Raw genomic sequence first — 23,255 nt, 5'->3', positions numbered from 1 at the left:
TGTGCATTGAGCAACGGCTCATGTTCCATGATGGTCGTTCGATCCACAAAATAACGTGAAGGCGAGGGTTGCTTGTGTCCTCATTTATCATATATCCCGCGATCGACATTCGCGGCGGGAAGTGTGTGCGGCTGGTGCAGGGAGACTACAACCAGGAGACGGTATACAACGATAGTCCGCTGGCAGCGGCCAAAGCATGGGAAGAGCAAGGCGGGCAGTTCATCCATCTGGTGGATCTGGATGGGGCGAAGGCTGGCCATCCGGTCAACGATGAGGTGATCGGTCAGATTGCCTCTCAATTGAACGTGCCGGTGCAGGTAGGCGGCGGGCTGCGGACGCTGGCAGACGTGGAGCGTCTGCTGTCGCTCGGCGTCAGCCGGGTCATTATCGGAACGGCTGCGATTGAGGACCGGGAGTTTACCGAGCGGGTGCTCGGACAATATGGCGATAAAGTCGCCATAGGCATTGATGCCCGGGACGGTTATGTAGCGACACGCGGCTGGCTGGAAACCTCCGAGGTGAAGGCAGACGAGCTGGCGAAGGAGTTGGCGGCCAAAGGAGCGGAAACGTTTATATTCACGGACATTTCCCGCGACGGTATGATGCAGGGTCCGAATGTAGAGGCCATTGTCTCGCTGGCACAAGCGAGCGGGCGCACCGTGATTGCTTCGGGCGGAGTAACGCAGTTAGACGATCTGGTGGCGCTCAGCAAGCACCATGGCGACGGCATCGGCGGCGCTATCGTGGGCAAAGCGCTATATACCGGCAATATCGATTTGCGCGAGGCTGTGGCAAAGCTCGGATAAGAAATAGATTAATGGGAAGAAGGCGAAATCATGCTGGCAAAACGGATTATTCCTTGTCTTGATGTTAAGGACGGCCGGGTGGTGAAGGGCGTTAACTTTGTGAACCTCCGCGATGCAGGGGACCCTGTTGAGCTGGCGGCATTATATGACCGCGAGGGCGCTGACGAGCTGGTGTTTCTGGACATCTCGGCTTCGGTTGAAGGGCGGGCCACCATGGAGGAGGTTGTGCGCAAGACCGCCGGGGAGATTGCCATTCCGTTTACGGTTGGCGGCGGCATTTCCTCCGTGGATGATATGAAGCGGATCCTGCGTGCGGGTGCCGACAAGATCGGCATCAATACCGCTGCAGTTAAGCAGCCCGAGCTGATCTCGGCAGGCGCGCGTAAATTCGGCTCCCAATGCATCGTTGTTGCGGTGGATGCCAAATATAACGAGGCATGGGGCGAATGGGAAGTATACACCCACGGCGGCCGTACGCCTTCCGGCATCAAGGCGCTGGACTGGGTACGGCAGGCGGAATCGCTCGGGGCCGGTGAAATCCTGCTGACGAGCATGGATGCGGACGGGACGAAGGATGGCTTCGATCTGCCGCTGACTTCCGCCGTATCTTCCTCGGTCAGCATTCCGGTGATCGCTTCAGGCGGAGCCGGGAAAGAAGAGCATTTCTACGATGTATTTACAACAGGGAAGGCCGATGCAGGCCTTGCCGCAACGATCTTCCACTATAAGGAGATCTCGATTCCGGAGCTGAAGCAGCATCTGAGCGGGAAGGGAGTGGACATACGATGAGTGATCAACGGAATAAAGCCGTGACGCTTGAGCAGGCAGTGGAGAATATCCGCTGGGATGAGGGGGGCTTGGTTCCTGCCATCATCCAGGATGCGGATACGCGACAAGTGCTGATGATGGCCTATATGAACCAGGAGTCGCTTCGTCTGACGCTGGAAAGCGGGGACACCTGGTTCTGGAGCCGTTCGCGCCAGGAGCTGTGGCATAAGGGAGGAACCTCGGGCAACACGCAAGCCGTCGTATCGATCGATTATGACTGTGACGGGGACACGCTGTTGATTCAGGTCAAGCCGAAGGGTCCGGCCTGTCACACAGGCAAGATCACGTGCTTCCACAACCCCGTTGTGATGCAGCGCCAGGACGGCAGCGAGCCTGTTCAAGAGTCCAGCTCAAGTACAGCAGGTGCGTCAGACCGCTTCGCCGTTCTCGGCGAGCTGGAGGCGGTTATTGCACAGCGGGAGGCCGAGCGTCCGGAAGGGGCCTACACGACGTATCTGTTTGATAAAGGTGTAGATAAAATATTGAAAAAAGTCGGCGAGGAGACGGCGGAGACCATCATCGCCGCCAAAAATAAAGATAACGCCGAGCTAAGGCTTGAAGTCAGCGACCTCATCTATCACCTGCTGGTGCTGCTGCAGGAGCGAAAGCTTCCGCTGGATGACATTATGGACGAGCTGGCCCGCCGTCACGAACGGCCGCGCCGGGATTAGGGGGCTGTAGCATTCATGCGAATCGACTACCATACCCACCATGCCCGGTGTGGGCATGCACAGGGACAGCTTGAGGAATATGTGCAGCGGGCGATTGAGCTTGGCCTGGATCATATCGGGCTATCCGATCATATGCCGCTGCTCCATGTTGATCCGGATCGTTACTATCCGGAGATGGCGATGCCGATGGCGGAGCTTCCGCGTTATGTTGAGGAATGCTTGCAGCTGAAGGAACGGTATAAGGGCCAGATCGAGGTGCGGGTAGGTCTTGAAGGTGATTATATCGAAGGCTGCGAGGAGGAAATTGAGCGGATCGTGAACGGATATCCTTGGGATTATGTCATCGGCTCGGTGCATTTTCTTGGCGAGTGGGATATTACGGATTACCGCCAGACCGCAGGCTGGGAAGGGAAAGACCCGCTGGAGGTCTACCGCCAGTACTATGATGCGGTTCAGAAGGCTGCTGCGACCGGCTTCTATGACATTATGGGCCATCTTGATGTGATTAAACGCTTCGGGTACGGCCCTGGCAAGGAGCATGAACCGGAAGTGATTGCGCTGGAGAAAGCGGCGCTGGCGGCTGTGGCCAAGAGCGGGAAGGCGATGGAGCTGAATGCATCCGGACTGTCTAAGGACTGTGCGGAAATGTTTCCAAGCCGTCGCATGCTGGAGGAAGCCATCTCGCTAGGCATTCCGCTGACGCTTGGCTCGGATGCCCATCAGCCATTGAAGCTTGGCGAGCATCTGGACAAGGCCAGAGCGCTGCTGGCGGAGCTCGGCGTAACGGCACTGGCAACCTTCCGCGAGCGGAAGCGTGAAATGGTGCCTTTTGAAACCTAACCTTTTCGATGTATAATACAGGAAGAACGATACACAGAAGCGGACGGCTGTTCTCCTCTCCAACCGTATCAATTGGCGGTGATGGAGGCGGGAACAGCCTGATTTAGCGACAGCGCTTTCACGTCTAGAGCATATGCGTCAACCAATTCATTTCTCCAGGAGGCCCCCCATGTATCGAGAATTTCGATTGTTTGCCGGAACGTCCAATCCGGGTCTAGCCGAAAGGATTAGCCAGCAGCTGGGTGTGGAACTGGGCAAGGTCACGATCTCCCGCTTCAAAAGCGGGGAAATCTACGTGCATTATGAAGAAAGCATACGAAACTGCGATGTGTTCCTGCTGCAGTCGTTCTCTCACCCGATCAATGAGATGTTTGTGGAGCTGCTGGTCATGATTGATGCGGCCAAGCGGGCCTCGGCCAGAACGATCAACATCATTGTGCCGTACTATGGCTATGCCCGACAAGAGCGGAAATCGGCGCCGCGTGAACCGATATCGGCGAAGATGGTGGCTGATGTGCTGACAACGGCGGGCGCTTCGCGCGTCATTACGATGGATCTGCATGCGCCTGCCATACAGGGATTTTTCAACATTCCGGTCGATCATCTGACCGCGCTTGACCTCATCACCGAGTACTTGAACAGCAAGGATATCGATCATCCTGTCGTGGTATCGCCAGATGCGGGACGGGCCAGAACGGCTGAGAAGCTGGCGAGCCGCCTCGGCTCGCCCTTCGCCATGATGGTCAAGCAGCGTCCGGCGCATAATCAGGCAGTGATCACGCATGTGATCGGGGATGTGAGAGACCGCACCCCGATTATTATCGAGGATCTGATCGACACGGGAACGACGATTGTCCAGGTTGTGGAAAGCTTGAAGGATCGGGGGGCCAAGGATGCCATCGTCTGTGCGACGCACGGGCTGTTCTCCGGCTCGGCGCTGGAGAAGCTGGATCATGCCCATATCGGGGAAATCGTGGTTACAGACTCGATTGCGCTGCCGGATCACCCCAGCACAGATCGCCTCAGAGTACTGTCTGTTGCACCGATGCTCGCGAGGGCGACACATATCATAATGGAGGGCGGCTCGATTGCTACCCTGTTCAAGGACGCCGGCGTGTAAAGCTGGTGTCTTTTTTCTGCAAATGATTGTGTTAGTTATGTTATACTGTTGTGGATAGAGGAGCAAGTTAAAGGAGGTGGCCTTGCTTCCGTGAGTGAGAATCACAACGGATCGTACGATCCGCATAATGTTATACCTATCGAAATGACAGCCAACTTTTTCTTCGATCGGGCGGTTCGCGCGCTGGATCGTTACCAATATGACAAGGCATTGAAATATTTTCGTAAAGCGGTTGAGTATGAGCCGGACAATCCGGTCAATCATTGCAACATGGCGGGTATATTATCAGAGACAGGGGATTATACGGCTTCCAATGAAGTGCTGAGGCACATTCTGGAGCAGGTAGATCCGTCCATGACCGAATGCTACTTCTATATGGCAAACAACTATGCCAATATGGAGCAGTATGAAAAAGCAGAGGAAGCGCTCATCACCTATCTGGAGGAGGATCCGAACGGTCAGTTTCTGGATGAGGCGGAGGAAATGATGGAGCTTCTTCAACATGAGCTGAGCCGCCCGGCCAAGCCCAGCCGCATCAAAAGCCGTGAAGGCATGGTCGAGCATGAGCGGGCGCGGGAACTGCTGGAGGAAGGCAAGTTCGCGCAAGCGGTGAAGCTGCTGGAGGAAATCGTCAGCGAACATCCGGATTTCCTGGCGGCGCGGAACAATCTGGCGTTAGCCTATTATTATATGGGCCGATTCGACACGGCCAAACGTACCATCGGCGATGTGCTTGAGCAGGAGCCGGGCAACCTGCACGGCCTGTGCAACCTGGCAATTTTCTATCAGCATGAAGGAAACACACAGATGCGTGACAAGCTGATGGACATGCTGTCGGTCACCGTGCCGTTCCATATGGAGCATGTGTTCAAGCTGGCAACGACGATGGGCATTCTTGGCCAGCACGAGATCGCCTATCGGCATTTCCGCCGCCTGCTCACTGATGAAGGGTTTAACGGAGACCCGAGCCTGTATCATTATACGGCGGCAGCCGCTAGCAACAGCGGCCGTTATGAGGCAGCGGAGAAGTATTGGCGTCAAGCGGCGAAGCTGGATCCGGAATCGGTAATCCCGCCGTTCTATTTAATGCAGCTGCAGCAGATGAGGAAGATGGGCAGCGATCAGATTAAGGTCAGTTACCATTATCATCTGCCCTTTGATGAACAGCTCAAGCACCTGGAGCTGGACGGGGAGCGGCTGACCCAGGAAGCCCGGCAGAATCCGCTCATCCGCTCGTCCTTCTTCTGGGCGCTGCGGCATGGGGATCCGCAGACCAAGCTGCAGGTGATCCGGACGCTGGAGCTTATCGCGGATGAAGAGGTGCGGCACGCCTTGCTGTCCTTTCTGCAGGAGCCTGGCGAGCCACCGGAGCTTAAACATGCGGCCCGGCTGGCGCTGCAGCAGATGGAGACGGCGGCAAGCCGGCTTCAGGAGCGCTCTGAGGAACGCGAGCCGGCTGTCCGAAGCCGCGAGGTTCTTCCCGACTGGCTTCCGGAGTGGAAGGAAGTGCTTGTCAAGGCGGCCGAGAACAAAGAGAAGGGTACGGACCCATACTGGGAGAAGGAACTGGAGCATCTGTGGTCAGACTATTTGAGCCGCCAGTATCCGAACATACCGAATATCCGCAATACGGAGGGCTGGGCGGCGGCGCTTGCCTATTTGGTAGCGAAGAGGCGTGGACGAGCCGTCACTTATCAGCAGGCCGCTGCGCAATACGGGGTCTCCCCGTCAACGGTCAGCCGCTATGCGCGCCAAATCCATAATGTATGCGACCCGGAGCCGTCATCCGATGATCGTTTCCATCCTTTTACGGAAAAAATCTAGCAAGAATAAGCTTGCAAAGCGGCCTTATGAGTGAATACTTAACGTAGGCGTGCGATGGAGAGATCCAATATGCGGGTATTTCCCGCATTTCAGGAATAAATTGTATAAAAGCGAACAGTGATGACATAAAGGAGGCACACAGCGATGTATAAATCCATCGTAATCGGAACGGGGCCAGCCGGTTTAACGGCGGCCATCTATCTGGCACGCGCGAATCTGAAGCCGCTTGTCATTGAAGGATTACAGCCAGGGGGTCAGTTGACCACGACCACTGAAGTCGAGAACTTTCCGGGTTTCCCGGACGGCATTATGGGGCCTGAGCTGATGGATAACATGCGCAAGCAGGCGGAGCGTTTTGGCGCTGAATTCAAGAGCGCGTGGGTGGAGTCGGTTGATCTCTCCCAGCGTCCATTCAAGGTCAATGTGGAGGGTGTCGGCGAGCTGCTGACGGAAACGGTCATTATATCGACCGGCGCTTCTGCTAAATATCTCGGCATTCCGGGAGAGCAGGAGAATGTGGGACGCGGAGTCAGCACCTGCGCAACCTGTGACGGGTTCTTCTTCCGCGGCAAGCGCATTGTGGTCATTGGCGGCGGCGATTCTGCAATGGAGGAAGCCAGCTTCCTGACGCGTTTTGCATCGTCGGTCACGGTTGTTCATCGCCGCTCGGAGCTGAGAGCCTCCAAGATTATGCAGGACCGTGCCCGTGAGAATGAGAAAATCCAGTGGGCGCTGGACCGCACTCCGCTGGAGGTCGTAACGCATGAAACCGGTGTGAAGGGGCTGAAGGTCCGCAACAACGAGACCGGCGAGGAAGAATTGATCGAAGCCGAAGGCGTGTTCGTTGCAATCGGTCATACACCAAACACCGGGTTCCTCGGCGGCCAAATTACAACGGATGCAGCCGGCTACATTCAGGTGAAGCCAGGCACGACGGAAACGAACATTCCGGGCGTATTCGCTTGTGGAGACGTCCAGGATACAAGATACCGGCAGGCGATTACGGCCGCAGGCTCGGGCTGTATGGCCGCCATGGACTGCGAGAAGTACCTGGAAGGCCATATGGTGCATGACTGGAGCGAGACGCTGAACAAGTAAGGCACAGGTGCTGGCATACAGTAAATCACAGAGGGGCAGTCCCGAAAAGTCTAAACGGACCTTTCGGGACTGCCCCTTGTTCACATCTGAAGGCAGGAAAGAGGGGGAAGGCTTCTTACATGCTTAAAGCTTTGTTGGCGTTCTTGACGTCATTGGTCAGCAGCTGCTTGAGATTGTATGCAGGATAGAGACTGCGGGCATGCATGAAATGGAACACTTTGGCATGCAGATCAATCGCGTTGTTCAGCTGTTTCTTCAAGGTGTCGCGCAGTCTAGGGGTCGCTGTCTCGGTAATGGCGATGGCATAGTTGCGGACCGAGGTCTTGGCAAAGATCAGCAGCTGGGCAGCGTAGAAGGCGGTCATATCTGCTTCGGACAGGTTGCGCATGCCGACAGGCGCCTCAGGGAAAAACTGCAGCAGCTCTTTCAGGTTCATTTCAAGACCTTTGATCGCCTCGGTGTACAGCGCACGCAGTTCCGAATCTTTAATGTCGCCCAGACACATCTTGAATTTCATCAGATAGTTTGTCTGGAATGCGGTTAATTCGTGCATTTCCATCGTTTCATGCCAGGCCAAATGCTTAGGGGCTTCCTTGCTCGTCACGTATCATTCTCCTCCACATATTCGGTATGCGATAGCCTATTCAGAGGACAGGAGAAGTGTGCCTAGCGGAAGCGAAGTCAATGGCTGTAGAGATCCAGCGACAACCGCACCATATCGCGCAGTCGCATGCCGTTCTCGTAAATGGCCTCTTCATAATGCCGGACGAAAAAATCGCGATCAATGCCGGTCATACGAAATCCGCATTTTTGATACAAGGCCAGCTGGGCGATGCTTGTACTTCCGGTTCCGACCTCAAGGGTGGCATACCCATGACGGCGTGCCTGCGCAATGGCGTGGCGGACCAGTTGTTTGCCGTAGCCCTGTCCATGAAGGTGCTCCGCGACGGCAACATTCACCAGCTCCATCGTATCCGGCCGGGTCGGAAGCAGAACATAGACGCCGATGACAGCGCCATCGATCTCGCCTACGAAGCAGTGGCCTCGCTGTGTGTATGCTTTGACGAGCCGCTCCGAAGGGTCAGCGAGCAGCAGCAGCTCCAGCGGAAGCGGTTCGCCCGGGTTCAGCTCTCTAATATGCATAGGGACTCCTTTCAATAAAAAAAATGTTTCCTTCGCATCGGATCACTTATCCTCATTCTAACATTTCACGCTTTACCGACCTAGTCCGAGCGTGGCTCCACCCCAGGTTGAATCGGGGCGCAAGCTCAATCCGCAGGTTATTGTTTCATGTCTTGCGGACGCCCTACAATGAGTGTAACAAAGGAGCGTGCCAAGAATGAATCATCACAAGCTATCTCAAAACATATACAGGTATCGTAAGGAGCAGGGCCTGACCCAGGAGCGGCTGGCTCAGCAGCTGGGCGTCACCTTTCAGGCGGTCTCCAAATGGGAGAACGGGCAGAGCCTGCCGGATGTATCGCTGCTGCCGGAGCTGTCACGGCAGCTGGCTGTCAGCATGGACCGGCTGTTCGGCTATACTTCTGCCGGCAAGCCGGTCACGATCTATGAGGAGGAATACAAAACGCCGCATTATTACTGGGGCACGGAGCCGTCGGTTACGTGTTACAAGGTGCTGGAGCTCATGCCGCCGACACGCAGGCTTAAAGTGCTGGACATCGGCTGCGGGGAAGGCAAGGATGCGGTGTTTCTGGCGCGCAACGGCTATGATGTGACCGCCTTTGACATTTCCGATGCTGGCATTGAGAAGACGAAAATGCTGGCGGAAAGAACCGGCGTGCATGTCCATGTGTTCAAAGCCGATATCCGGGATTTCCGCCTGGAGACGGAGTTTGATATCGTATACTCCAGTGGGGTGCTGCACTATATCCGGCCGGAGTACCGGGCGGAGATCTTTAATAACTACAAGCAGTTTACCGCCAAGGGCGGGATGCACTTCCTGAATGTGTTCGTACAGAAGCCATTTATTGCGCCCCCGCCGGAGAATGAGCCGTACGCTTATGACTGGATATCAGGCGAGCTGCTGTCCCTGTACCATGATTGGATGATTCATGATTGTCCCGAGGTGGTCTTTGACTGCAACTCCTCCGGCGTGCCGCACCAGCATGCGATGAGCAAGCTGATTGCGCAGAAGCTGTGAACGAGAACGGATCACCCATGATAACTCAAGGAAAAGCGTGATGGGGAGCTGAAGTGAGCAAGGCTGCTTCCCCGTATCTGCGCCTTGCCCGATGAGGAGCGGAGAAGGCGGGTAGATCTCGCGCCAGCTGGAGTGAACATGAGTTACCCTGAACAGATGTATGGGCTGATGCCCAACTGGAGGCGTTTCCGTATGGAAACGTCTTTTTGCTATGCGGTCAAGGCAAGGCCGTGGTTCAGGAGGGGAAATCCCCGCATACGGCGGCGGTTCATGATGGGCCGACAGCTCTGTCATGAAAAACGCCGCGGGCCGGAAGCTGCCTATGGGGCGCAAAGGGCCGGGAGCGAGGCGGCTGAAACCAAGTGATGCGCTGTCTCGTTATAGCAGTAGACGGTTTTTTAAACTCTTTTTAAACAGAAGCTCCCTTTCGATTTAAACATGGGTGTGTAGTCTTGGAGATAACGTCACTGAAAGGAAGTGAATGCTGCCGTGTTAGAGCCTTATCTGTTTCCCATCTCTTATGCTTTTATGACCTTTCCCATCGCCGCTTTGCTATGTGCGATCCCTTTCCTTGTCGTGCAGTATCGCAAATACGGCTATTTCAATAAATTTCGCGGGTTTCTGCTATACCTGTTCTTGCTGTACTTGATGAATGCAGTCTATCTTGTGCTGCTGCCGCTGCCAGCTTCAAGGCATAATGACCCGCTGCCGGTGTCCTCGTATATGCAGTGGGTTCCCTTCGAGTTCGTGCAGGATATTATGAGGGAGACGAAGGTGGTCTGGTCGGAGCCCTCCACCTATATTCGCCTGCTGAAGGAAAGAGCGTTTCTGCAGGTGGTGTTTAATGTGCTGCTTGTCGTCCCGTTCGGGATGTTTCTGCGCTATTATGCTCGGGCTAAATGGCTGACCTGCCTTATAGCTTCGTTCGGGCTGTCCCTGCTGTTCGAGATTACCCAAGTGACGGGCATTTATGGCTTCTACGATTACCCGTACAGACTGTTTGATGTGGATGATCTGATGATGAATACGCTGGGCGGAATGATCGGTCTGGTGCTGGCGGACTGGTTGAAGAACCATCTGCCGCGAATGGAGCGGCTTGATGAGGATGTGGATCTGTCAACCAAGCGGGTCAGCTATACGCGGCGGGGGATCGCCTTCGCGGCAGATATGATGCTGCTTCTGTTGATCTGGGGCGGTCTAGTCATACTGAGGGTGCCAGGGGCTTATTTTATCGTGAGTATATTGTACTTCATCGTGCTTCCTTATATGAACGAGGGACGGACAGTGGGCAGCTGGATCGTTCGCATCCGGATCAGTGGAGAGGGGGAGCATCTGAAGCTGAAGGAGATTCTGATTCGCAACGGACTGCTCTATGTTGTCGTCGGCGGGCTGCACTCGCTGGTGTTCACGGTTCATTTCCCGGGGCTGCTTCATGGCATGTATCTGTTCGGGCTTCTGATTATGGACGGCTGGGTGTTCATACATCTGGTGCTCTGTTTGCTGAATCGGGATCGGAAGCTGCTTCATGAGTACAAAAGCAACACCAAACTGGTCATTGGCTGACAAGAGAAGGATCGAATCAACCCGGTTTGCGAAGCGAAATGTGGGATGAGAAGAACGATGATTCATGCGTGGAGTTCCGAGGCAGAGGGCGGATTTGCGGAGATCATGGGCCACTTACTGAAACCACCTGCTGCCTCCTGTGTTATAATATGGATTATGCAACTGCAAGGGGGATTTAGGTTGAAAGCAAAAATGCTGTGCGTGACGGCCCTGATTCTTGGGCTTTTGTTTATTTCTGTCCACCATCTGGGTTATCCCCTCGGTTACGATCTGTTCACCGGCGTGGGCATCCCGCCTTTGATTACCGCAGGGAACACAACCTATCATCTTTCGACGATCATTGGAAGCCTATTGCTCATCATTGGCGTATATGGCACGGCCCGCCTCTTCGAGGCGCGTTATCCGAAGATCATGAGCAGGCTGATCATCGGCTGTATTGCTTATATCCTCGTATTTCCTTGGGTCTCCGGCCAGATTGTCTCGCTCGTGAAATACAATACCAGCGGGATATCCTCGGTAGCCTATTCGACAAAAGACAGCGAGTGCCGTTTTCAAACGATCGAATCACGTTTAGTTGCAGATTGCATGCTCAATATATACAATTACGGAAATGAGCATCAGATTACGATTCGTCCTGTGGACATTGGATTCGGCAGAGAACACGTTACGCTCGAGCCTAAGGAGATCACGGTGGAGCCCCATCGTCGCTCGCTTGTACCCGTCCGGTTCCAAAGCGTGAACCTGGTGGATGTGGAGGGCCGCGGCATGAAGAAGCATCCTGCCGTTGAGATCGGTCTGCACGATCATTGGAAAGTCTACCGATATCCAGGTTGATCAGAACCCGTCCGGGCTTGCCCTGTGCAAGGATTAGGCTCGGCGGGTTCCGGTTTGTTACAATAGAAGTGGTTTGTGGTTTGTTGGACGAGAAAGGGGAGGGGATGCAGTGAAACCGATTCGTAATTCGGCCAAGGCGGTCATCATGGATCAGGACCGGGTTCTGCTCACCAGAAATGTGGATCATCTGGGTGAATTTTTTCTGTTTCCGGGCGGTGGCCAGGAGAAGGGGGAGACGCTGGCGCAGGCCGTTGTCAGAGAATGTCTGGAAGAGATCGGACGGACCGTGGCGGTCGGCGATCTGCTGCATGTGCGCGAGTATATCGGCAGCAACCATGAGTTTGCGGCAGAGGATGGCGACATCCACCAAGTCGAGTTTTATTTTGAGTGCCGCCTGACGGATCAGGGGGATTCATTTGAGGGCCATCGTCCTGATGACTATCAGGTTGGGGTCGAATGGGTCAAGCTGTCTTCCTTGGGAGATGTTCGTATATATCCTCGTTCGCTGGTTGAACCTTTGGCGAAGAGAAGAGGTTACTCCGGCCAGGGCCCGTCCAGGGTCTATGTCGGCGATACCAATTAACAGATCGGGCAGATGCCCCTATGGCGGAACTCTCGGCCGCTGGCTGTCGCCGAAAGGTAAAATGATGCCAATTATGAACTTTAAGCAACCATCATCGGGGAACGGGAGGACGAGCCTATGGAGCAATGGGAATACAAAACGCTGAAGTATCGAACGGGCGGTTTTTTTGGCGGCAATGTGAAAGAAGAGGACTTCGAGGAGGAGCTGAATCGCTACGGCATGGATGGCTGGGAGCTGGTATCCTGCTTTGATACGAACATGTCCGGACAGTCGCGGGATGTTATCGTGGTGTTTAAACGCAAGGTGAACTTCGGGTAGCCGATGAAATTGAGATGGGGATGAACGATGAATAAATACAGTTTTCTGCTCGTTGCGGTGCTTAACTTCTTGGCTGCGATCGCCTTTATCATCACTGTTGTACTGTCCGAGAAGAGCACCCATCAGTGGGGGTTCTCCCTGGTTGCCTTCATGTTCGCCGTGGGCGGAGTGGGCAATCTGGTGCTGCACTTCAAGCAGAAGTAATCGATTGGGATCATAAGACAGACGTTTGACAGATGAAGTATGACTCGTACGCGAATGATGAAAGGACAAGTTAATCGATGGAATGGAAAAATATATATCGTGGGTTAGTCATGGGCATTAGCGATCTCATCCCCGGCGTCAGCGGAGGGACCATTGCGGTCGTTCTGGGGATATATGACCGCCTGCTGGCGGCCATTAGCGGGTTCTTCAGCAAGGAGTGGAAGAAGCATCTCGGCTTTCTGATTCCGCTCGCGGTCGGCATGGGATCTGCCTTGCTGCTGCTGAGCCGGGTTATTGAGTATTTGCTGGAGCATTACTATGGACCGACACAGTTTTTCTTTATGGGACTTATTGTGGGCGTGCTGCCCTTTATTTTAAGGAAAGCGGAAGCGAGAACGCGCTTTAAGACTGTTCATATCGTCGTTCTGCTGGTGGCTGCGGGGCTGCTTGCGCTGACGGCGTTTCTGCGAACCGATGAGGCGATCGAGCCGATCACCGCTTTGACGGGCGGTACTGCGATCCGGCTGTTCTTCTCCGGCTGGCTGGCCAGCATGGCGATGCTGCTGCCGGGCATTAGCGGCTCTTTCGTCCTGTTGATTCTGGGCGCATATTCTACGGCGATTGCTGCGCTGTCGTCCATGAACATCAGCATCATTGCCGTGATCGGCTTGGGAGCTGTTGTCGGCTTCATCGTCAGCAGCCGCCTGATCCGTTATTTGCTGGATGTGTTTCCGAGCGTGACTTATGCGGTCATTACCGGACTGATCCTCGGTTCCCTCGTTGTCATTTTCCCGGGGGTTCCTGCGGGAATCGGGCTGCTGGCAGTCAGCGCGGGCACATTTGTGGCTGGTCTCCTGATTGCCGTGCTGCTTGGCAGACGGGAATAACGTGAGACAGATCTTTTTCTTGGGGGCACGGGGGCCGTCCTGGGAAACCTGACAAGAGGGGATATACCCCCGTTCAGGTGAACAGGCGGTCTTCAGGCCCCTTATTTATATTTCCTTCCGGCCTCTTGCTCCTGCATGGGGCAGCCCATACATGCTTTGATGCGGGATGCGGGTCAGATCCAGCCTCTTTCCTCTGCGATGGCAATGGCCTCGATCCGGTTCTTGGCACCGAGCTTGCCCAAGATTTCGGACATGTAGTTGCGGACGGTGCCATAAGACAGATGCAGCCTCCCCGCAATGTCCATGGAGCTGCTGCCTTCGGCGGCTAGACGGAGAATTTCCTGCTCGCGCTCGGTGAGCGGATTCGGCTCCCGGATCGTGCCGAAGACCAGTTCGGGAGAGACTTCGCGCCGCCCCTCCATCACGCGCCGGATCGCTTCGGCAAGGCGGTCGCTAGGCTCATCCTTGAGTAAATATCCTTGCACGCCAGCCTGCACGGCGCGTTCAAAATACCCCGGTCTGGCAAAGGTCGTCAAAATAATGACGCGGCAGGGGCTTCCGAGCTTCACGAGCTCTTCGGCGACGTCCAGGCCGCTAAGCACCGGCATTTCGATATCAAGCAGGCAGACATCCGGCTGCAAAGCGCCGATCTGGCGCAGCGCTTCCTCTCCGTTGCCGGCTTGCCCGACTACCTGGATATCCTCTTCAAAATTGAGCAGCGCGGCCAGCGCGCCGCGAAGCATGCTCTGATCCTCGGCAATCAGTACTTTAATCGCCATCCGGTGAATCCTCCTTCCGGCTCTTGATGACAATCGGAACGCGTATCGTCAGCTTCGTTCCGCCATGGCTTTCTATGTTCAGCGTGCCACCGATCAGCGCGAGCCGTTCGGTCATGCCCCGAAGCCCGTTTTTCTCGGGGGCATCGTAACCTGCCTGCAAGCCGGCGCCATCGTCTTCAATGCTCAGCAGCCAATCGGTGCTGCCGGTTTCCATGGTGACAGTACAGGTGCGCGCCTGGCTATGCTTGACCACGTTGGTGACGGCTTCGCGCAGGCACAGGCTCATAATATTCTGAGCCAAATCGGATATGCCGGCTAGACGCGGATGGCCATGGCAGATCAGCTCAATACCTGCGCTGTTCAGAATGACGCGGGCCTCCTGCAGCTCCCCCGCCAGCGTGGCCGTCCGCATCTCGGAGACAAGCTCCCTGACCTGCCTCAAGGCGGAACGCGAAGTATTGTGGATTTCGCGGGCCTCCAGCTTGGCCTGCTCGGCATTGGTATCAACCAGCTTCTCGATAAGCTGGCTCTTTAACGTAATCAGGGATAGCGTATGTCCAAGCGTATCATGCAGGTCCCGGGCGATTCGCATGCGCTCCTCCCCCTTGATCAGACTGCGGATTTGCTCGTTGGCCTGGGCCAGTTCCTTCTCAAGCTGCTGCCGCCGGTATAATGATCGAATCCCGAACGGAGCCATCACCATAATGAGGAGGAAAGGAATCATGAAAATAAGCTCCCTCCAACCTAACGTATGGGCGTGTTTGATCAGAGGGGCGCTCTGCACCAGGGTAAAGAGCGCGAGGGAGATGGTAAAATTGCGCCGGTCCGTATACCAGCCGATGAAATTGGCGGTGAAGAAGCCCATATACATATAGCTTGGATGGTACCACATGCAGAGAATGAAGATGATGGACATCTGAATTCCGAGCCATGTGAAGAAGCGCGGCTCCCCTTCAGCAAAGTACAGCTGGCGGTAGGTGAAGGTGAACAGGGCGATAAGGCCATAGCCGACGGCCATTTTCGTTCCGGATTCACTCAGCATATTAATAATAGGAAGCACCAGGTAGATGAGCCACAGGTAAGGGAACCATCCGATCTCTGCCGGGAAAATCGCAAAGCGGCGTTTGCCTGTCTTCACACGCTTCATGTACATCATCCTTTTATGCAGCTTGTTGTTTTTTGCGAATATAGGTGGATAGTAACATAAATACGGCAAAATATCCTGTCAAAACAACGATATGCTCCCATCCTGGCGCTTCAGCGCGGGTGATCGCCCACGCTCCGCTCCCGAAGTGGTAGGAGGGCATCCATTGCCCGATGGCCTGCATGAAGGATGGCATGGCCTCCATCGGGAACCACAGTCCGCCGGTCAGGGCGAGCCCGAGATACATGCCGTTGCTGACGCCGCTGGCGGTCTCCACACGCTTCATCAATCCGATCAGCGCTCCGATCGCCAGAAACGGCGCGGAGGCAAGCAGAATCCATAAGCCGCTGGACAGCCACTGCCACATGGCCATCGATACACCGTTGATCAGGTATCCTGCCGTGAAAATGACGATAATGCTCAGCAGATGCATCACGGTCTGTACAAACATTTTGGCGATAAAATAGACGGATCCCGGCAGCGGGGTTACCCGCATATAGATAGCCCAGCCCTGCGCCCGCTCCTGCACAAGCGGAATGCCAAGGTTCATGATGGCGGTCCCCATCACGCTGAACACGGTCATCGACATCAGATAATGGGCCTGCCATATTCCTGCATCCATGGCGTCTGTGCCAGTCACCAGCCGGGTGAAGATGACATAGAACGCGATCGGCATGGTCAGGGACCAGAAAATATAGTATGGATTGCGGACCATACGCAGTAATTCGAACCTGCATTGCAAGCGGATAAGTCTCCAGTTGTTCATTCAGTTCGCCTCCTCCAGTTCCGTTGTCAATTGGCTGAACGCTTCGTCAAGACTGCCCTGCTCGATGCGGATATCACGCATGCCGACGCCTTCCCGGTACAAGACGGACAGCGTGCCGTCCGTATCGTCCGTCACGATATGTATCCGGCCATCCTCGACGAACAGGTCGGTTATGCCGAGGGTATGCGGCAGGAGCTCCCGAATCGATTCGGGCTTCTGATCGGAGATGAACGATAAGGCGCGCCGGGTCAGTCTGGCCTTGATATCTTTCGGATCGCCATCCGCGATAACCCTTCCTTGATTAAAGAGCAGCACGCGCTCGGCAATATCATCAGCTTCCTGCAGGTAGTGGGTCGTAAACAGAATCGTCTTGCCCCGCTCGGCCAGCTGCTTTGCAGTGTTCCAGAATGTCCTGCGCGCGGTTGTATCCAGCCCGACTGTCGGTTCATCAAAGAACAGCAGCTCCGGATTGCCGGCGATGGCGAGGGCAAAGATCAGCTTGCGCTTTTGGCCGCCGGACATTTTGACGGCCCACTGCTTCAGCTCTTCCGGCGTCAGTCCGGACAGGCGGACGATCTCATCCATCGGCAGAGGGTTCGGATAATAGCCCCGGATGAGCTGGATGACTTCCCGTGTGCGGAGACCGTCCATCACACTGACCTCCTGCAGCATGGCGCCAATCTGCTGGCGGACCTCGAGACTCCTTGGGTTCTGGCCGAGCAGGAGCACCTCGCCTTCGCTCGGGCTTGCAAGGCCGAGCATCATCGAGATGGCGGTGGATTTTCCGGCGCCGTTGGGCCCGAGAATGGCGGTGATCGATCCGCGATGGATGGTGAAGGAGACTTGATCCACCGCTCTTTTGCCGCCGAACGTTTTGGTGACTTGCTTCAGCTCGGCGACCGGATCGCCGGGTTGCTGCTTGATCATGGACAACGCCCCTTTTCGCATTAGGTGTTTGATGGCTCTATCATAACGGGGCAGCCAGCGGCCGTGTTAGTAAAGGATGTCACCGGTTTGGGATGACTTTTGTCATGCGCGGGTCTTGTTATGGATGATCGCAGGGCGGTTTCGCGCAGCTCTGGAAAGGCTTCACGCTCCTTGGCAGGTGTGAGGCCTTCTCTTGACCGAAAGTGTGGCTTCAATTATAGTGGGTACAGTAGGAGCAACATGAATCATGCAGCAGTCATATATCAATTAATAGAAGGAAAAAGGTGGCTTGTAACATGTCTGAAAACATCTACGTCGGTGTCGATTTGGGCGGAACAGCGATTAAGGTTGGAATTTGCAACGAAGAAGGACATCTCCTGCATAAGTACGAGGGGCCGACGGAAACGGCAAAAGGCGTTGACACGGTAATAGGCAACATTGAAAAGTACGTGCGTCATATCGTGGAGGAGTCTCCGTACAGCTGGGATCAGCTCGCAGGTGTAGGCGCTGGATTCGCCGGCTTTATGAACATTCGTGAAGGCATCATTATTCTGGCACCGAATGTAGGGTTTAAGGATGTGCCGATTCGCGCTCTGCTCGAAGAGCGTCTGGGCAAGCCCGTGAAGATAGACAACGATGCCAACGTGGCGGCGCTTGGCGAGGCTTGGAGCGGTGCGGGCCGCGGCATCGAGAACTGTGTGTGCTACACGCTGGGAACCGGCGTGGGCGGCGGTATCATCATTAACGGCAAAATTTATCAAGGCGGCGGAATGGCCGGCGAGCTCGGCCATATTACGGTTGTTCCTGATCTGGAAGCAATCCAGTGCGGCTGCGGCAAGATGGGCTGCCTCGAAACCGTTTCCTCTGCTACAGGCATCATCCGTATGGCGAAGGATGCCGTTGCGCGCGGAGATCGCACGTCCCTGTCCCTGGTGGAGAACATCGCGGCGAAGGAAGTGTTCGACGCAGCCAAGGCCGGAGACGAAGTGGCGCTTCGCATCGTGAAGCGGGCCGCTTATTATCTTGGCAAGTCGATGGCTACGGTGGCAGCAGTGCTGAATCCTGAGGTGTTTATTATTGGCGGCGGCGTATCCAAGGCCGGTGATATTCTGTTTGACGAAGTACGGGCGGTGTTTGCCAAGTTGGCGCCGGAGCCGCTGCAGCGCGGCGTTAGCATCGTGCCTGCGGAGCTGGGCAATGATGCCGGAGTTGTTGGCGCAGCGGGTCTGCTTCTGCGTTCGTAGGTTTGTTATTTTCCGATCTGCCGCTTGATTATATATTCAATCGAGGGAGGGGAAGCTGATGCTGGAAGCAGCCGATCGAGGCAGCGACACATCAACCATGGCCACCCTGATCATCATTACCGGGATGTCGGGTGCAGGGAAGACTTTAGCGGTGCAAAGTCTGGAGGACCTCGGATTTTTTTGCGTGGATAACCTGCCTCCGGTGCTCATTCCGAAATTCGCGGAGCTGATCGATCAATCGAAAGGCAAGATTGGCAAGGTCGCTTTGGTCATCGACCTGCGGGGCCGTGAATTCTTCACTGCATTGTCCGAATCGTTGAATTATATTAAGGATCATTTCACGATTCGGTGTGAAATTCTGTTCCTCGACGCAACCGATTCGGTGCTGGTTCAACGCTACAAGGAGAGCCGGCGCCGCCATCCCCTTGCTCCGGAAGGCATGCCGCTGGATGGCATCCGTCTGGAGCGCAAAATGCTGGATGAACTGAAAAACTCGGCGACTCAGGTCATCGATACAAGCCATATGAAGCCGCTGAAATTGAAGGAGAAGATCATCTCCCGCTTTACACATCTGGAGACCAGTATGCTGTCGGTCAACATTACGTCTTTTGGATTTAAATACGGAATCCCGATTGACGCCGACCTGATCTTTGACGTGCGTTTTCTGCCTAATCCGCATTATGTGGAGCAGCTGCGCCCGAACACCGGACAGAACAGCGACGTATATGATTATGTCATGAAGTGGCCGGAGACGCAGACGTTTCTGACGAAACTGCTGGATATGCTGCATTTTCTTATTCCGCAGTATCGCAAGGAGGGCAAGAGCCAGGTTATTATCGGGATCGGCTGCACGGGCGGCAAGCACCGTTCGGTGGCGATTGCGGAATATCTTGGCAAGATGCTGGGTGCCAGCGAAACGGAAGCGGTGTCGGTAAGCCATCGTGATTCTGACCGGGATCGGCATTAATTAGGGGAAGTGATAAACTTGGGTGAGCAAGCAACAAAGCGCCCTCGCATCGTCGTGATGGGTGGAGGAACCGGGCTGTCGGTCATGCTCCGGGGCCTGAAGGAAAAGCCGATCGACATAACGGCGATTGTTACTGTAGCGGATGACGGAGGGAGCTCCGGCATTCTGCGCAGTGAGCTGCAAATGCCTCCTCCGGGAGATATAAGAAATGTACTCACGGCTCTCGCCGATGTGGAGCCGCTAATGTCTGATATATTGAAATACCGTTTCGAAACCGGCTCGGGACTGGCCGGGCACAGCCTCGGCAATCTCATCCTGGCTGCCATGACGGATTTGCACGGCGATTTTGTCACGGCTGTTAAGGAGATGAGCCGGGTTTTTGTTGTTCGCGGACAGGTTCTGCCAGCGGCTGGCGAAGCGGTTGTGCTGCACGCCGAGATGGAGGATGGCACGATTGTGACCGGTGAATCGAAAATTCCGGAGGCTGGCCAGCGAATCAAGCGAGTCTTCCTGGAGCCGGAGCATGTGGAGCCTCTTCCCGAAGCCCTTGAGGCGATTCGACAGGCGGATGCGATTCTGATTGGGCCCGGGAGTCTCTACACGAGTATTCTGCCCAATCTGCTTGTCCCCAAGCTTGCCGAGGCGATTGTGGCATCGGATGCTATCAAAATGTTTGTATGCAATGTCATGACACAGCCAGGAGAGACAGATAATTATACAGTAAGTGATCATTTGCAGGCGGTATACGATCATATTGGCCTTCATCTGTTTGATTATGTTATTGTTAATGATGGAGACATTCCTCCTCAGGTGCAGGAGAAGTATGCACAGAAAGGCGCGAAGCCTGTGTACCTGGACCGTGATGAGGTGACCAGCCGAGGATATAAGCTCATCGCTGACAAGCTTGTGCTGTTTCGAACCTATTTGCGGCACGATGCGGATAAGCTGAGCCAACATATTTTTCAGCTGGTGCAAGACTGGATAACACGAAAGAGGTGAGTACCTTGTCCTTTGCGGCTCAAACCAAGAAAGAGTTGACCATGGTCGAAAGCCAGGGCTGCTGCGAGAAAGCGGAACTGTCTGCGCTCATCCGGATGAACGGATCGGTTCAGCTTTCGAACAAAAAGGTGATTCTGGATATTTCGACGGAGAACGCCGCGATTGCAAGGCGCATTTATTCCTTAATCAAGAAGCATTTCCAGGCGCATACTGAACTTTTGGTGCGTAAAAAAATGCGTTTGAAGAAGAATAATGTATACATCGTCCGCATACCGGCTCAGGTTCAGGAAATTCTGAAGGAGCTGCGTATTGTGTCGGAAGGATTTCTGTTTCAGCCACGGATTGACAAGCAGATTGTCCGCAACAATTGCTGCAAGCGGGCATATCTTCGGGGTGCCTTCATGGCAGGGGGTTCGGTCAACAACCCGGAGGGCTCGTCGTATCACCTGGAAATCGCCACGATGTATGAGGAGCACTGTCAGTCTCTTGTCCAGCTTGCCAATGAATTTCACCTGAATGCCCGCTGTATTGAGCGGAAGAAAGGGTTCATCTTCTACATCAAGGAAGGCGAGAAAATCATCGAATTCCTGAACCTGATCGGAGCGCATCAGGCGTTGTTCAAGTTCGAGGATGTCCGGATCATGCGGGATATGAGAAATTCCGTCAACCGCATCGTCAACTGTGAGACGGCCAATCTGAACAAAACCATCGGGGCGGCGATTCGCCAGATTGAGAACATCAAGCTGCTGCAGAAGGAAGTCGGCCTGGAGAACTTGCCTGACAAGCTCCGGGAGGTCGCCGAAATTCGGCTGGCTCATCCGGATATGAACCTGAAGGAAGTCGGGGAACTTCTCAAGGGGACGGTCAGCAAATCCGGGGTAAACCACCGTCTTCGCAAGATTGATGAACTGGCGGAAAAGATTCGAAACGGATAACATTTTTTCTGCTAGTGTCCTGTATGGTTAAATGTTATAATATGATAAAATATCACCGCGCTTTCAATTCAGCAGATTTATAAGATAGGGGGTAATTTTCATGACAAAGCACCCGGTAGTCGTTCGGCTGAAGACGGGTCTACACGCCAGACCGGCCGCGCTGTTCGTTCAGGAAGCGAATAAATATTCCTCTGAAATTTTCGTCGAAAAAGATGATAAAAAAGTAAATGCCAAAAGTATCATGGGAATTATGAGCCTAGCTATCAGTTCCGGAACTGAGGTTTACATTAGCGCAGAAGGAGCCGACGCTGAGCAAGCGGTTACCTCGCTCATGAATTTGGTGAGCAAGGAAGAGCTCGAAAATCAATAAACAATACCTGTCATTAAGAAAAGTCTTGTCATCTGCAAGGCTTTTTTTAACATAAGCAAGCGAGGGGTATTCTACATAATGGGTTGGGATGAGACGGGAGCGGTTGCCCGTCTTTTTGTCATGCATACCATGCAGGGATCCATGATTCATAATAAATATGATAATTTCGCAGCGTCTGATGCAACATTTACCAACTGAGCACCGTTAGAAGGGTAAGGCAAGCATACAAGGGCCAAAATTGAGGAGGCGAATGAACAATGAACAAGTGGGTTAAACGGGTTGGTGCAGTGATGATTGCAGGGACGCTGCTGACCGGAGGCGCAGCTGTCACCGGAATCGGGGGTGCAACGGAAGCATATGCGGCTGAGACGCCGCGCAGTGTGGTAACAGTGGTGGGTAAAGGCGAAATTTCTGTGAAGCCGGACATCGTCTACCTGTCCATTGGCAGTGAGTCTACGGCGGCAACAGCAAAAGAGGCGCAAAGAAGCAATGCGCAGAAAGTTCAGAAGATTACAGCGTTGCTGAAGGATACATGGAAGATCAACGAGAAGGATATCAAAACGGAGCAGTTCTTCGTACAGCCAAACTACACGTATTCGGATGAAGGCGGACGCACGCTGAAGAGCTATACCGCTTATCATTCGCTTGAGGTTACGCTTCTTGACCTGACGAAGGTCGGAGACGTGCTGGATTCAGCGGCTGACGCGGGTGCGAACATCATTGGCAACGCCCGCTTCTCGGTTGCCGATCGGGATGCTTACGAGGCGCAAGTGATTGAAAAGGCGATTGCGAATGCCGATCTGAAGGCGCGCGCCATTGCCAATGCAGCCAAGCGTCAGCTTGGAGCGATCATCAATGTGTCGGAAGGTTCGGCGATGAATGATATCATTACGTTTGCCGCGGCGGACGGCCTGGCGTCGAAAGCAGAAAGTGCTGGCACCTCGCTTGAGCCGGGCGAGATCAAAATTGTTACCCAGCTTAACGTTCAATATGAGCTGAAATAGTATGTCGGAATTAAGCTCTCGGGCTTTGTGCCGCTGCGATGCAGCGCGTAGAACTGCTGGAGGGCTGGTCAGCACCCGTCTGTATATGCAGGCGGGTGTTTGTGTTGAGACAAGGGCTTCGTTCTTGTCCACTGCGGAAGCTGGGGATGAGGGTTTCCGGTTGCTCGCCCAGCGCTGCCATGTTCTTGAAGAATATCCCGTCTTTACCCTGTCGAAATCCGCAGAAAAGTGTTGTACATAGTGGGAAAACAATGTATAGTGAATATGCAAAAAACTGAATTTGATGAACATCGGTAAAGCCATACCCATGGATATGGCTTTTTTTTCTTAAACGACGCATGATATACGATTATTCTTGAGAAACGGGTCTGCCTTCGGGCAGA

The 23,255-nt window shown here is 54.4% G+C and carries 27 protein-coding genes; 20 read left to right on the top strand and 7 right to left on the bottom strand.

The annotated features are described in order from the left end of the window. Window positions 1–74 precede the first annotated feature (74 nt). The 7 genes from hisA to trxB all read left to right on the top strand — a co-directional run bounded on the left by hisA (window position 75) and on the right by trxB (window position 7,187). Complete coding sequence (gene hisA / locus CHH75_RS23010) at window positions 75–806, top strand: 1-(5-phosphoribosyl)-5-[(5-phosphoribosylamino)methylideneamino]imidazole-4-carboxamide isomerase (protein ID WP_176475646.1); 732 nt, start codon at window positions 75–77, stop codon at window positions 804–806. A 30-nt stretch (window positions 807–836) separates the two neighbouring features. Next, entirely contained in the window at window positions 837–1,595 is a 759-nt protein-coding gene (gene hisF, locus CHH75_RS23005) for an imidazole glycerol phosphate synthase subunit HisF (RefSeq protein WP_095267824.1), read from the top strand. Next, the gene (gene hisIE, locus CHH75_RS23000) at window positions 1,592–2,305 is read left to right on the top strand and encodes a bifunctional phosphoribosyl-AMP cyclohydrolase/phosphoribosyl-ATP diphosphatase HisIE (RefSeq protein WP_095399247.1); all 714 of its coding nucleotides are present in this window, start codon (window positions 1,592–1,594) and stop codon (window positions 2,303–2,305) included. Before hisF ends, hisIE begins: the two co-directional genes overlap by 4 nt. Before the next feature lie 15 nt (window positions 2,306–2,320). Further along, window positions 2,321–3,145, top strand: coding sequence for a histidinol-phosphatase HisJ (hisJ, locus tag CHH75_RS22995; RefSeq protein ID WP_095399246.1), 825 nt, complete (start codon window positions 2,321–2,323; stop codon window positions 3,143–3,145). A gap of 169 nt (window positions 3,146–3,314) precedes the next feature. Continuing rightward, window positions 3,315–4,265: a ribose-phosphate diphosphokinase gene (locus CHH75_RS22990; protein ID WP_095267827.1), complete on the top strand. Its 951-nt coding sequence runs from the start codon at window positions 3,315–3,317 to the stop codon at window positions 4,263–4,265. 144 nt (window positions 4,266–4,409) lie between these two features. Next, the gene (locus CHH75_RS22985; protein ID WP_196426438.1) at window positions 4,410–6,089 is read left to right on the top strand and encodes a tetratricopeptide repeat protein; all 1,680 of its coding nucleotides are present in this window, start codon (window positions 4,410–4,412) and stop codon (window positions 6,087–6,089) included. Between the two features lie 144 nt (window positions 6,090–6,233). Further along, entirely contained in the window at window positions 6,234–7,187 is a 954-nt protein-coding gene (trxB, locus tag CHH75_RS22980) for a thioredoxin-disulfide reductase (protein ID WP_095267829.1), read from the top strand. A 115-nt stretch (window positions 7,188–7,302) separates the two neighbouring features. On the opposite strand, the gene CHH75_RS22975 is transcribed toward trxB, so the two are convergent. After that, a complete protein-coding gene (locus CHH75_RS22975; protein WP_095399251.1) occupies window positions 7,303–7,746 on the bottom strand; it encodes a spore coat protein in 444 nt (147 codons plus the stop codon). 122 nt (window positions 7,747–7,868) lie between these two features. Continuing rightward, window positions 7,869–8,330, bottom strand: a complete 462-nt coding sequence (locus tag CHH75_RS22970) for a GNAT family N-acetyltransferase (protein ID WP_095399244.1) — start codon at window positions 8,328–8,330, stop codon at window positions 7,869–7,871. 196 nt (window positions 8,331–8,526) lie between these two features. On the opposite strand from CHH75_RS22970, the gene CHH75_RS22965 reads away from it, so the two are divergent. The 7 genes from CHH75_RS22965 (at window position 8,527) to CHH75_RS22940 (ending at window position 13,737) form a co-directional block, all read left to right on the top strand. Next, on the top strand, window positions 8,527–9,348 hold the full coding sequence (locus CHH75_RS22965) for a methyltransferase domain-containing protein (protein WP_095399243.1): 822 nt from the start codon (window positions 8,527–8,529) through the stop codon (window positions 9,346–9,348). A gap of 489 nt (window positions 9,349–9,837) precedes the next feature. After that, window positions 9,838–10,911 (top strand): VanZ family protein, encoded by a 1,074-nt coding sequence (locus tag CHH75_RS22960; protein WP_095267832.1) that lies wholly within the window; start codon window positions 9,838–9,840, stop codon window positions 10,909–10,911. 180 nt (window positions 10,912–11,091) lie between these two features. Next, window positions 11,092–11,745, top strand: a complete 654-nt coding sequence (locus tag CHH75_RS22955) for a hypothetical protein (protein ID WP_095399242.1) — start codon at window positions 11,092–11,094, stop codon at window positions 11,743–11,745. Between the two features lie 109 nt (window positions 11,746–11,854). Then, the gene (locus CHH75_RS22950; RefSeq protein WP_095399241.1) at window positions 11,855–12,328 is read left to right on the top strand and encodes an NUDIX domain-containing protein; all 474 of its coding nucleotides are present in this window, start codon (window positions 11,855–11,857) and stop codon (window positions 12,326–12,328) included. Window positions 12,329–12,445: 117 nt separating this feature from the next. Further along, window positions 12,446–12,646, top strand: a complete 201-nt coding sequence (locus tag CHH75_RS22945; protein ID WP_095267835.1) for a DUF4177 domain-containing protein — start codon at window positions 12,446–12,448, stop codon at window positions 12,644–12,646. A 27-nt stretch (window positions 12,647–12,673) separates the two neighbouring features. Beyond that, window positions 12,674–12,850: a hypothetical protein gene (locus CHH75_RS24975; RefSeq protein ID WP_176475645.1), complete on the top strand. Its 177-nt coding sequence runs from the start codon at window positions 12,674–12,676 to the stop codon at window positions 12,848–12,850. A 77-nt stretch (window positions 12,851–12,927) separates the two neighbouring features. Beyond that, entirely contained in the window at window positions 12,928–13,737 is an 810-nt protein-coding gene (locus CHH75_RS22940; RefSeq protein ID WP_095267836.1) for a DUF368 domain-containing protein, read from the top strand. A gap of 173 nt (window positions 13,738–13,910) precedes the next feature. On the opposite strand, the gene CHH75_RS22935 is transcribed toward CHH75_RS22940, so the two are convergent. The 4 genes from CHH75_RS22935 to CHH75_RS22920 are packed head-to-tail and all read right to left on the bottom strand — an operon-like array spanning window position 13,911 to window position 17,353. Next, entirely contained in the window at window positions 13,911–14,516 is a 606-nt protein-coding gene (locus CHH75_RS22935) for a response regulator transcription factor (RefSeq protein WP_095267837.1), read from the bottom strand. Next, window positions 14,506–15,663: a sensor histidine kinase gene (locus tag CHH75_RS22930; protein WP_095399240.1), complete on the bottom strand. Its 1,158-nt coding sequence runs from the start codon at window positions 15,661–15,663 to the stop codon at window positions 14,506–14,508. The genes CHH75_RS22935 and CHH75_RS22930 overlap by 11 nt, the downstream gene beginning before the upstream one ends. Before the next feature lie 13 nt (window positions 15,664–15,676). Then, complete coding sequence (locus tag CHH75_RS22925) at window positions 15,677–16,426, bottom strand: ABC transporter permease (protein ID WP_095267839.1); 750 nt, start codon at window positions 16,424–16,426, stop codon at window positions 15,677–15,679. Continuing rightward, window positions 16,427–17,353, bottom strand: a complete 927-nt coding sequence (locus CHH75_RS22920) for an ABC transporter ATP-binding protein (protein WP_095267840.1) — start codon at window positions 17,351–17,353, stop codon at window positions 16,427–16,429. A 296-nt stretch (window positions 17,354–17,649) separates the two neighbouring features. Here CHH75_RS22920 and CHH75_RS22915 point away from each other — a divergent pair, with 296 nt between their 5' ends. From CHH75_RS22915 to CHH75_RS22890, 6 genes are all read left to right on the top strand, one after another. Beyond that, on the top strand, window positions 17,650–18,597 hold the full coding sequence (locus CHH75_RS22915) for an ROK family glucokinase (RefSeq protein ID WP_095267841.1): 948 nt from the start codon (window positions 17,650–17,652) through the stop codon (window positions 18,595–18,597). 58 nt (window positions 18,598–18,655) lie between these two features. Next, complete coding sequence (gene rapZ / locus CHH75_RS22910) at window positions 18,656–19,564, top strand: RNase adapter RapZ (protein ID WP_095267842.1); 909 nt, start codon at window positions 18,656–18,658, stop codon at window positions 19,562–19,564. 57 nt (window positions 19,565–19,621) lie between these two features. Further along, window positions 19,622–20,563, top strand: coding sequence for a gluconeogenesis factor YvcK family protein (locus CHH75_RS22905; RefSeq protein WP_176475647.1), 942 nt, complete (start codon window positions 19,622–19,624; stop codon window positions 20,561–20,563). A 5-nt stretch (window positions 20,564–20,568) separates the two neighbouring features. After that, on the top strand, window positions 20,569–21,498 hold the full coding sequence (gene whiA, locus CHH75_RS22900; RefSeq protein WP_095267844.1) for a DNA-binding protein WhiA: 930 nt from the start codon (window positions 20,569–20,571) through the stop codon (window positions 21,496–21,498). A gap of 100 nt (window positions 21,499–21,598) precedes the next feature. Beyond that, window positions 21,599–21,868 carry an HPr family phosphocarrier protein gene (locus tag CHH75_RS22895; RefSeq protein WP_095267845.1) on the top strand — a complete coding sequence of 90 codons (270 nt, stop codon included), beginning with the start codon at window positions 21,599–21,601 and terminating at the stop codon, window positions 21,866–21,868. Window positions 21,869–22,125: 257 nt separating this feature from the next. Then, window positions 22,126–22,872, top strand: a complete 747-nt coding sequence (locus tag CHH75_RS22890) for an SIMPL domain-containing protein (protein ID WP_095399239.1) — start codon at window positions 22,126–22,128, stop codon at window positions 22,870–22,872. Window positions 22,873–22,882: 10 nt separating this feature from the next. On the opposite strand, the gene CHH75_RS24970 is transcribed toward CHH75_RS22890, so the two are convergent. After that, complete coding sequence (locus CHH75_RS24970) at window positions 22,883–23,212, bottom strand: hypothetical protein (protein ID WP_176475644.1); 330 nt, start codon at window positions 23,210–23,212, stop codon at window positions 22,883–22,885. Between the last annotated feature and the right edge of the window lie 43 nt (window positions 23,213–23,255).

Origin of the sequence: Paenibacillus sp. 7541, from assembly GCF_002276395.1 — a bacterium.
GTDB classification, from domain to species: domain Bacteria; phylum Bacillota; class Bacilli; order Paenibacillales; family Paenibacillaceae; genus Paenibacillus_AQ; species Paenibacillus_AQ campinasensis.
This window is presented reverse-complemented; position numbering and strand designations above follow the sequence as displayed.

Coding starts and splice junctions, on each gene's coding strand:
- hisF (WP_095267824.1), top strand. CDS start 837: ATGCTGGCAAAACGGATTATTCCTTGTCTTGATGTTAAGGACGGCCGG.
- hisIE (WP_095399247.1), top strand. CDS start 1,592: ATGAGTGATCAACGGAATAAAGCCGTGACGCTTGAGCAGGCAGTGGAG.
- hisJ (WP_095399246.1), top strand. CDS start 2,321: ATGCGAATCGACTACCATACCCACCATGCCCGGTGTGGGCATGCACAG.
- CHH75_RS22990 (WP_095267827.1), top strand. CDS start 3,315: ATGTATCGAGAATTTCGATTGTTTGCCGGAACGTCCAATCCGGGTCTA.
- CHH75_RS22985 (WP_196426438.1), top strand. CDS start 4,410: ATGACAGCCAACTTTTTCTTCGATCGGGCGGTTCGCGCGCTGGATCGT.
- trxB (WP_095267829.1), top strand. CDS start 6,234: ATGTATAAATCCATCGTAATCGGAACGGGGCCAGCCGGTTTAACGGCG.
- CHH75_RS22975 (WP_095399251.1), bottom strand. CDS start 7,746: ATGGAAATGCACGAATTAACCGCATTCCAGACAAACTATCTGATGAAA.
- CHH75_RS22970 (WP_095399244.1), bottom strand. CDS start 8,330: ATGCATATTAGAGAGCTGAACCCGGGCGAACCGCTTCCGCTGGAGCTG.
- CHH75_RS22965 (WP_095399243.1), top strand. CDS start 8,527: ATGAATCATCACAAGCTATCTCAAAACATATACAGGTATCGTAAGGAG.
- CHH75_RS22945 (WP_095267835.1), top strand. CDS start 12,446: ATGGAGCAATGGGAATACAAAACGCTGAAGTATCGAACGGGCGGTTTT.
- CHH75_RS24975 (WP_176475645.1), top strand. CDS start 12,674: ATGAATAAATACAGTTTTCTGCTCGTTGCGGTGCTTAACTTCTTGGCT.
- CHH75_RS22940 (WP_095267836.1), top strand. CDS start 12,928: ATGGAATGGAAAAATATATATCGTGGGTTAGTCATGGGCATTAGCGAT.
- CHH75_RS22935 (WP_095267837.1), bottom strand. CDS start 14,516: ATGGCGATTAAAGTACTGATTGCCGAGGATCAGAGCATGCTTCGCGGC.
- CHH75_RS22930 (WP_095399240.1), bottom strand. CDS start 15,663: ATGAAGCGTGTGAAGACAGGCAAACGCCGCTTTGCGATTTTCCCGGCA.
- CHH75_RS22925 (WP_095267839.1), bottom strand. CDS start 16,426: ATGAACAACTGGAGACTTATCCGCTTGCAATGCAGGTTCGAATTACTG.
- CHH75_RS22920 (WP_095267840.1), bottom strand. CDS start 17,353: ATGATCAAGCAGCAACCCGGCGATCCGGTCGCCGAGCTGAAGCAAGTC.
- CHH75_RS22915 (WP_095267841.1), top strand. CDS start 17,650: ATGTCTGAAAACATCTACGTCGGTGTCGATTTGGGCGGAACAGCGATT.
- rapZ (WP_095267842.1), top strand. CDS start 18,656: ATGCTGGAAGCAGCCGATCGAGGCAGCGACACATCAACCATGGCCACC.
- CHH75_RS22905 (WP_176475647.1), top strand. CDS start 19,622: ATGGGTGGAGGAACCGGGCTGTCGGTCATGCTCCGGGGCCTGAAGGAA.
- CHH75_RS22895 (WP_095267845.1), top strand. CDS start 21,599: ATGACAAAGCACCCGGTAGTCGTTCGGCTGAAGACGGGTCTACACGCC.
- CHH75_RS22890 (WP_095399239.1), top strand. CDS start 22,126: ATGAACAAGTGGGTTAAACGGGTTGGTGCAGTGATGATTGCAGGGACG.
- CHH75_RS24970 (WP_176475644.1), bottom strand. CDS start 23,212: ATGCGTCGTTTAAGAAAAAAAAGCCATATCCATGGGTATGGCTTTACC.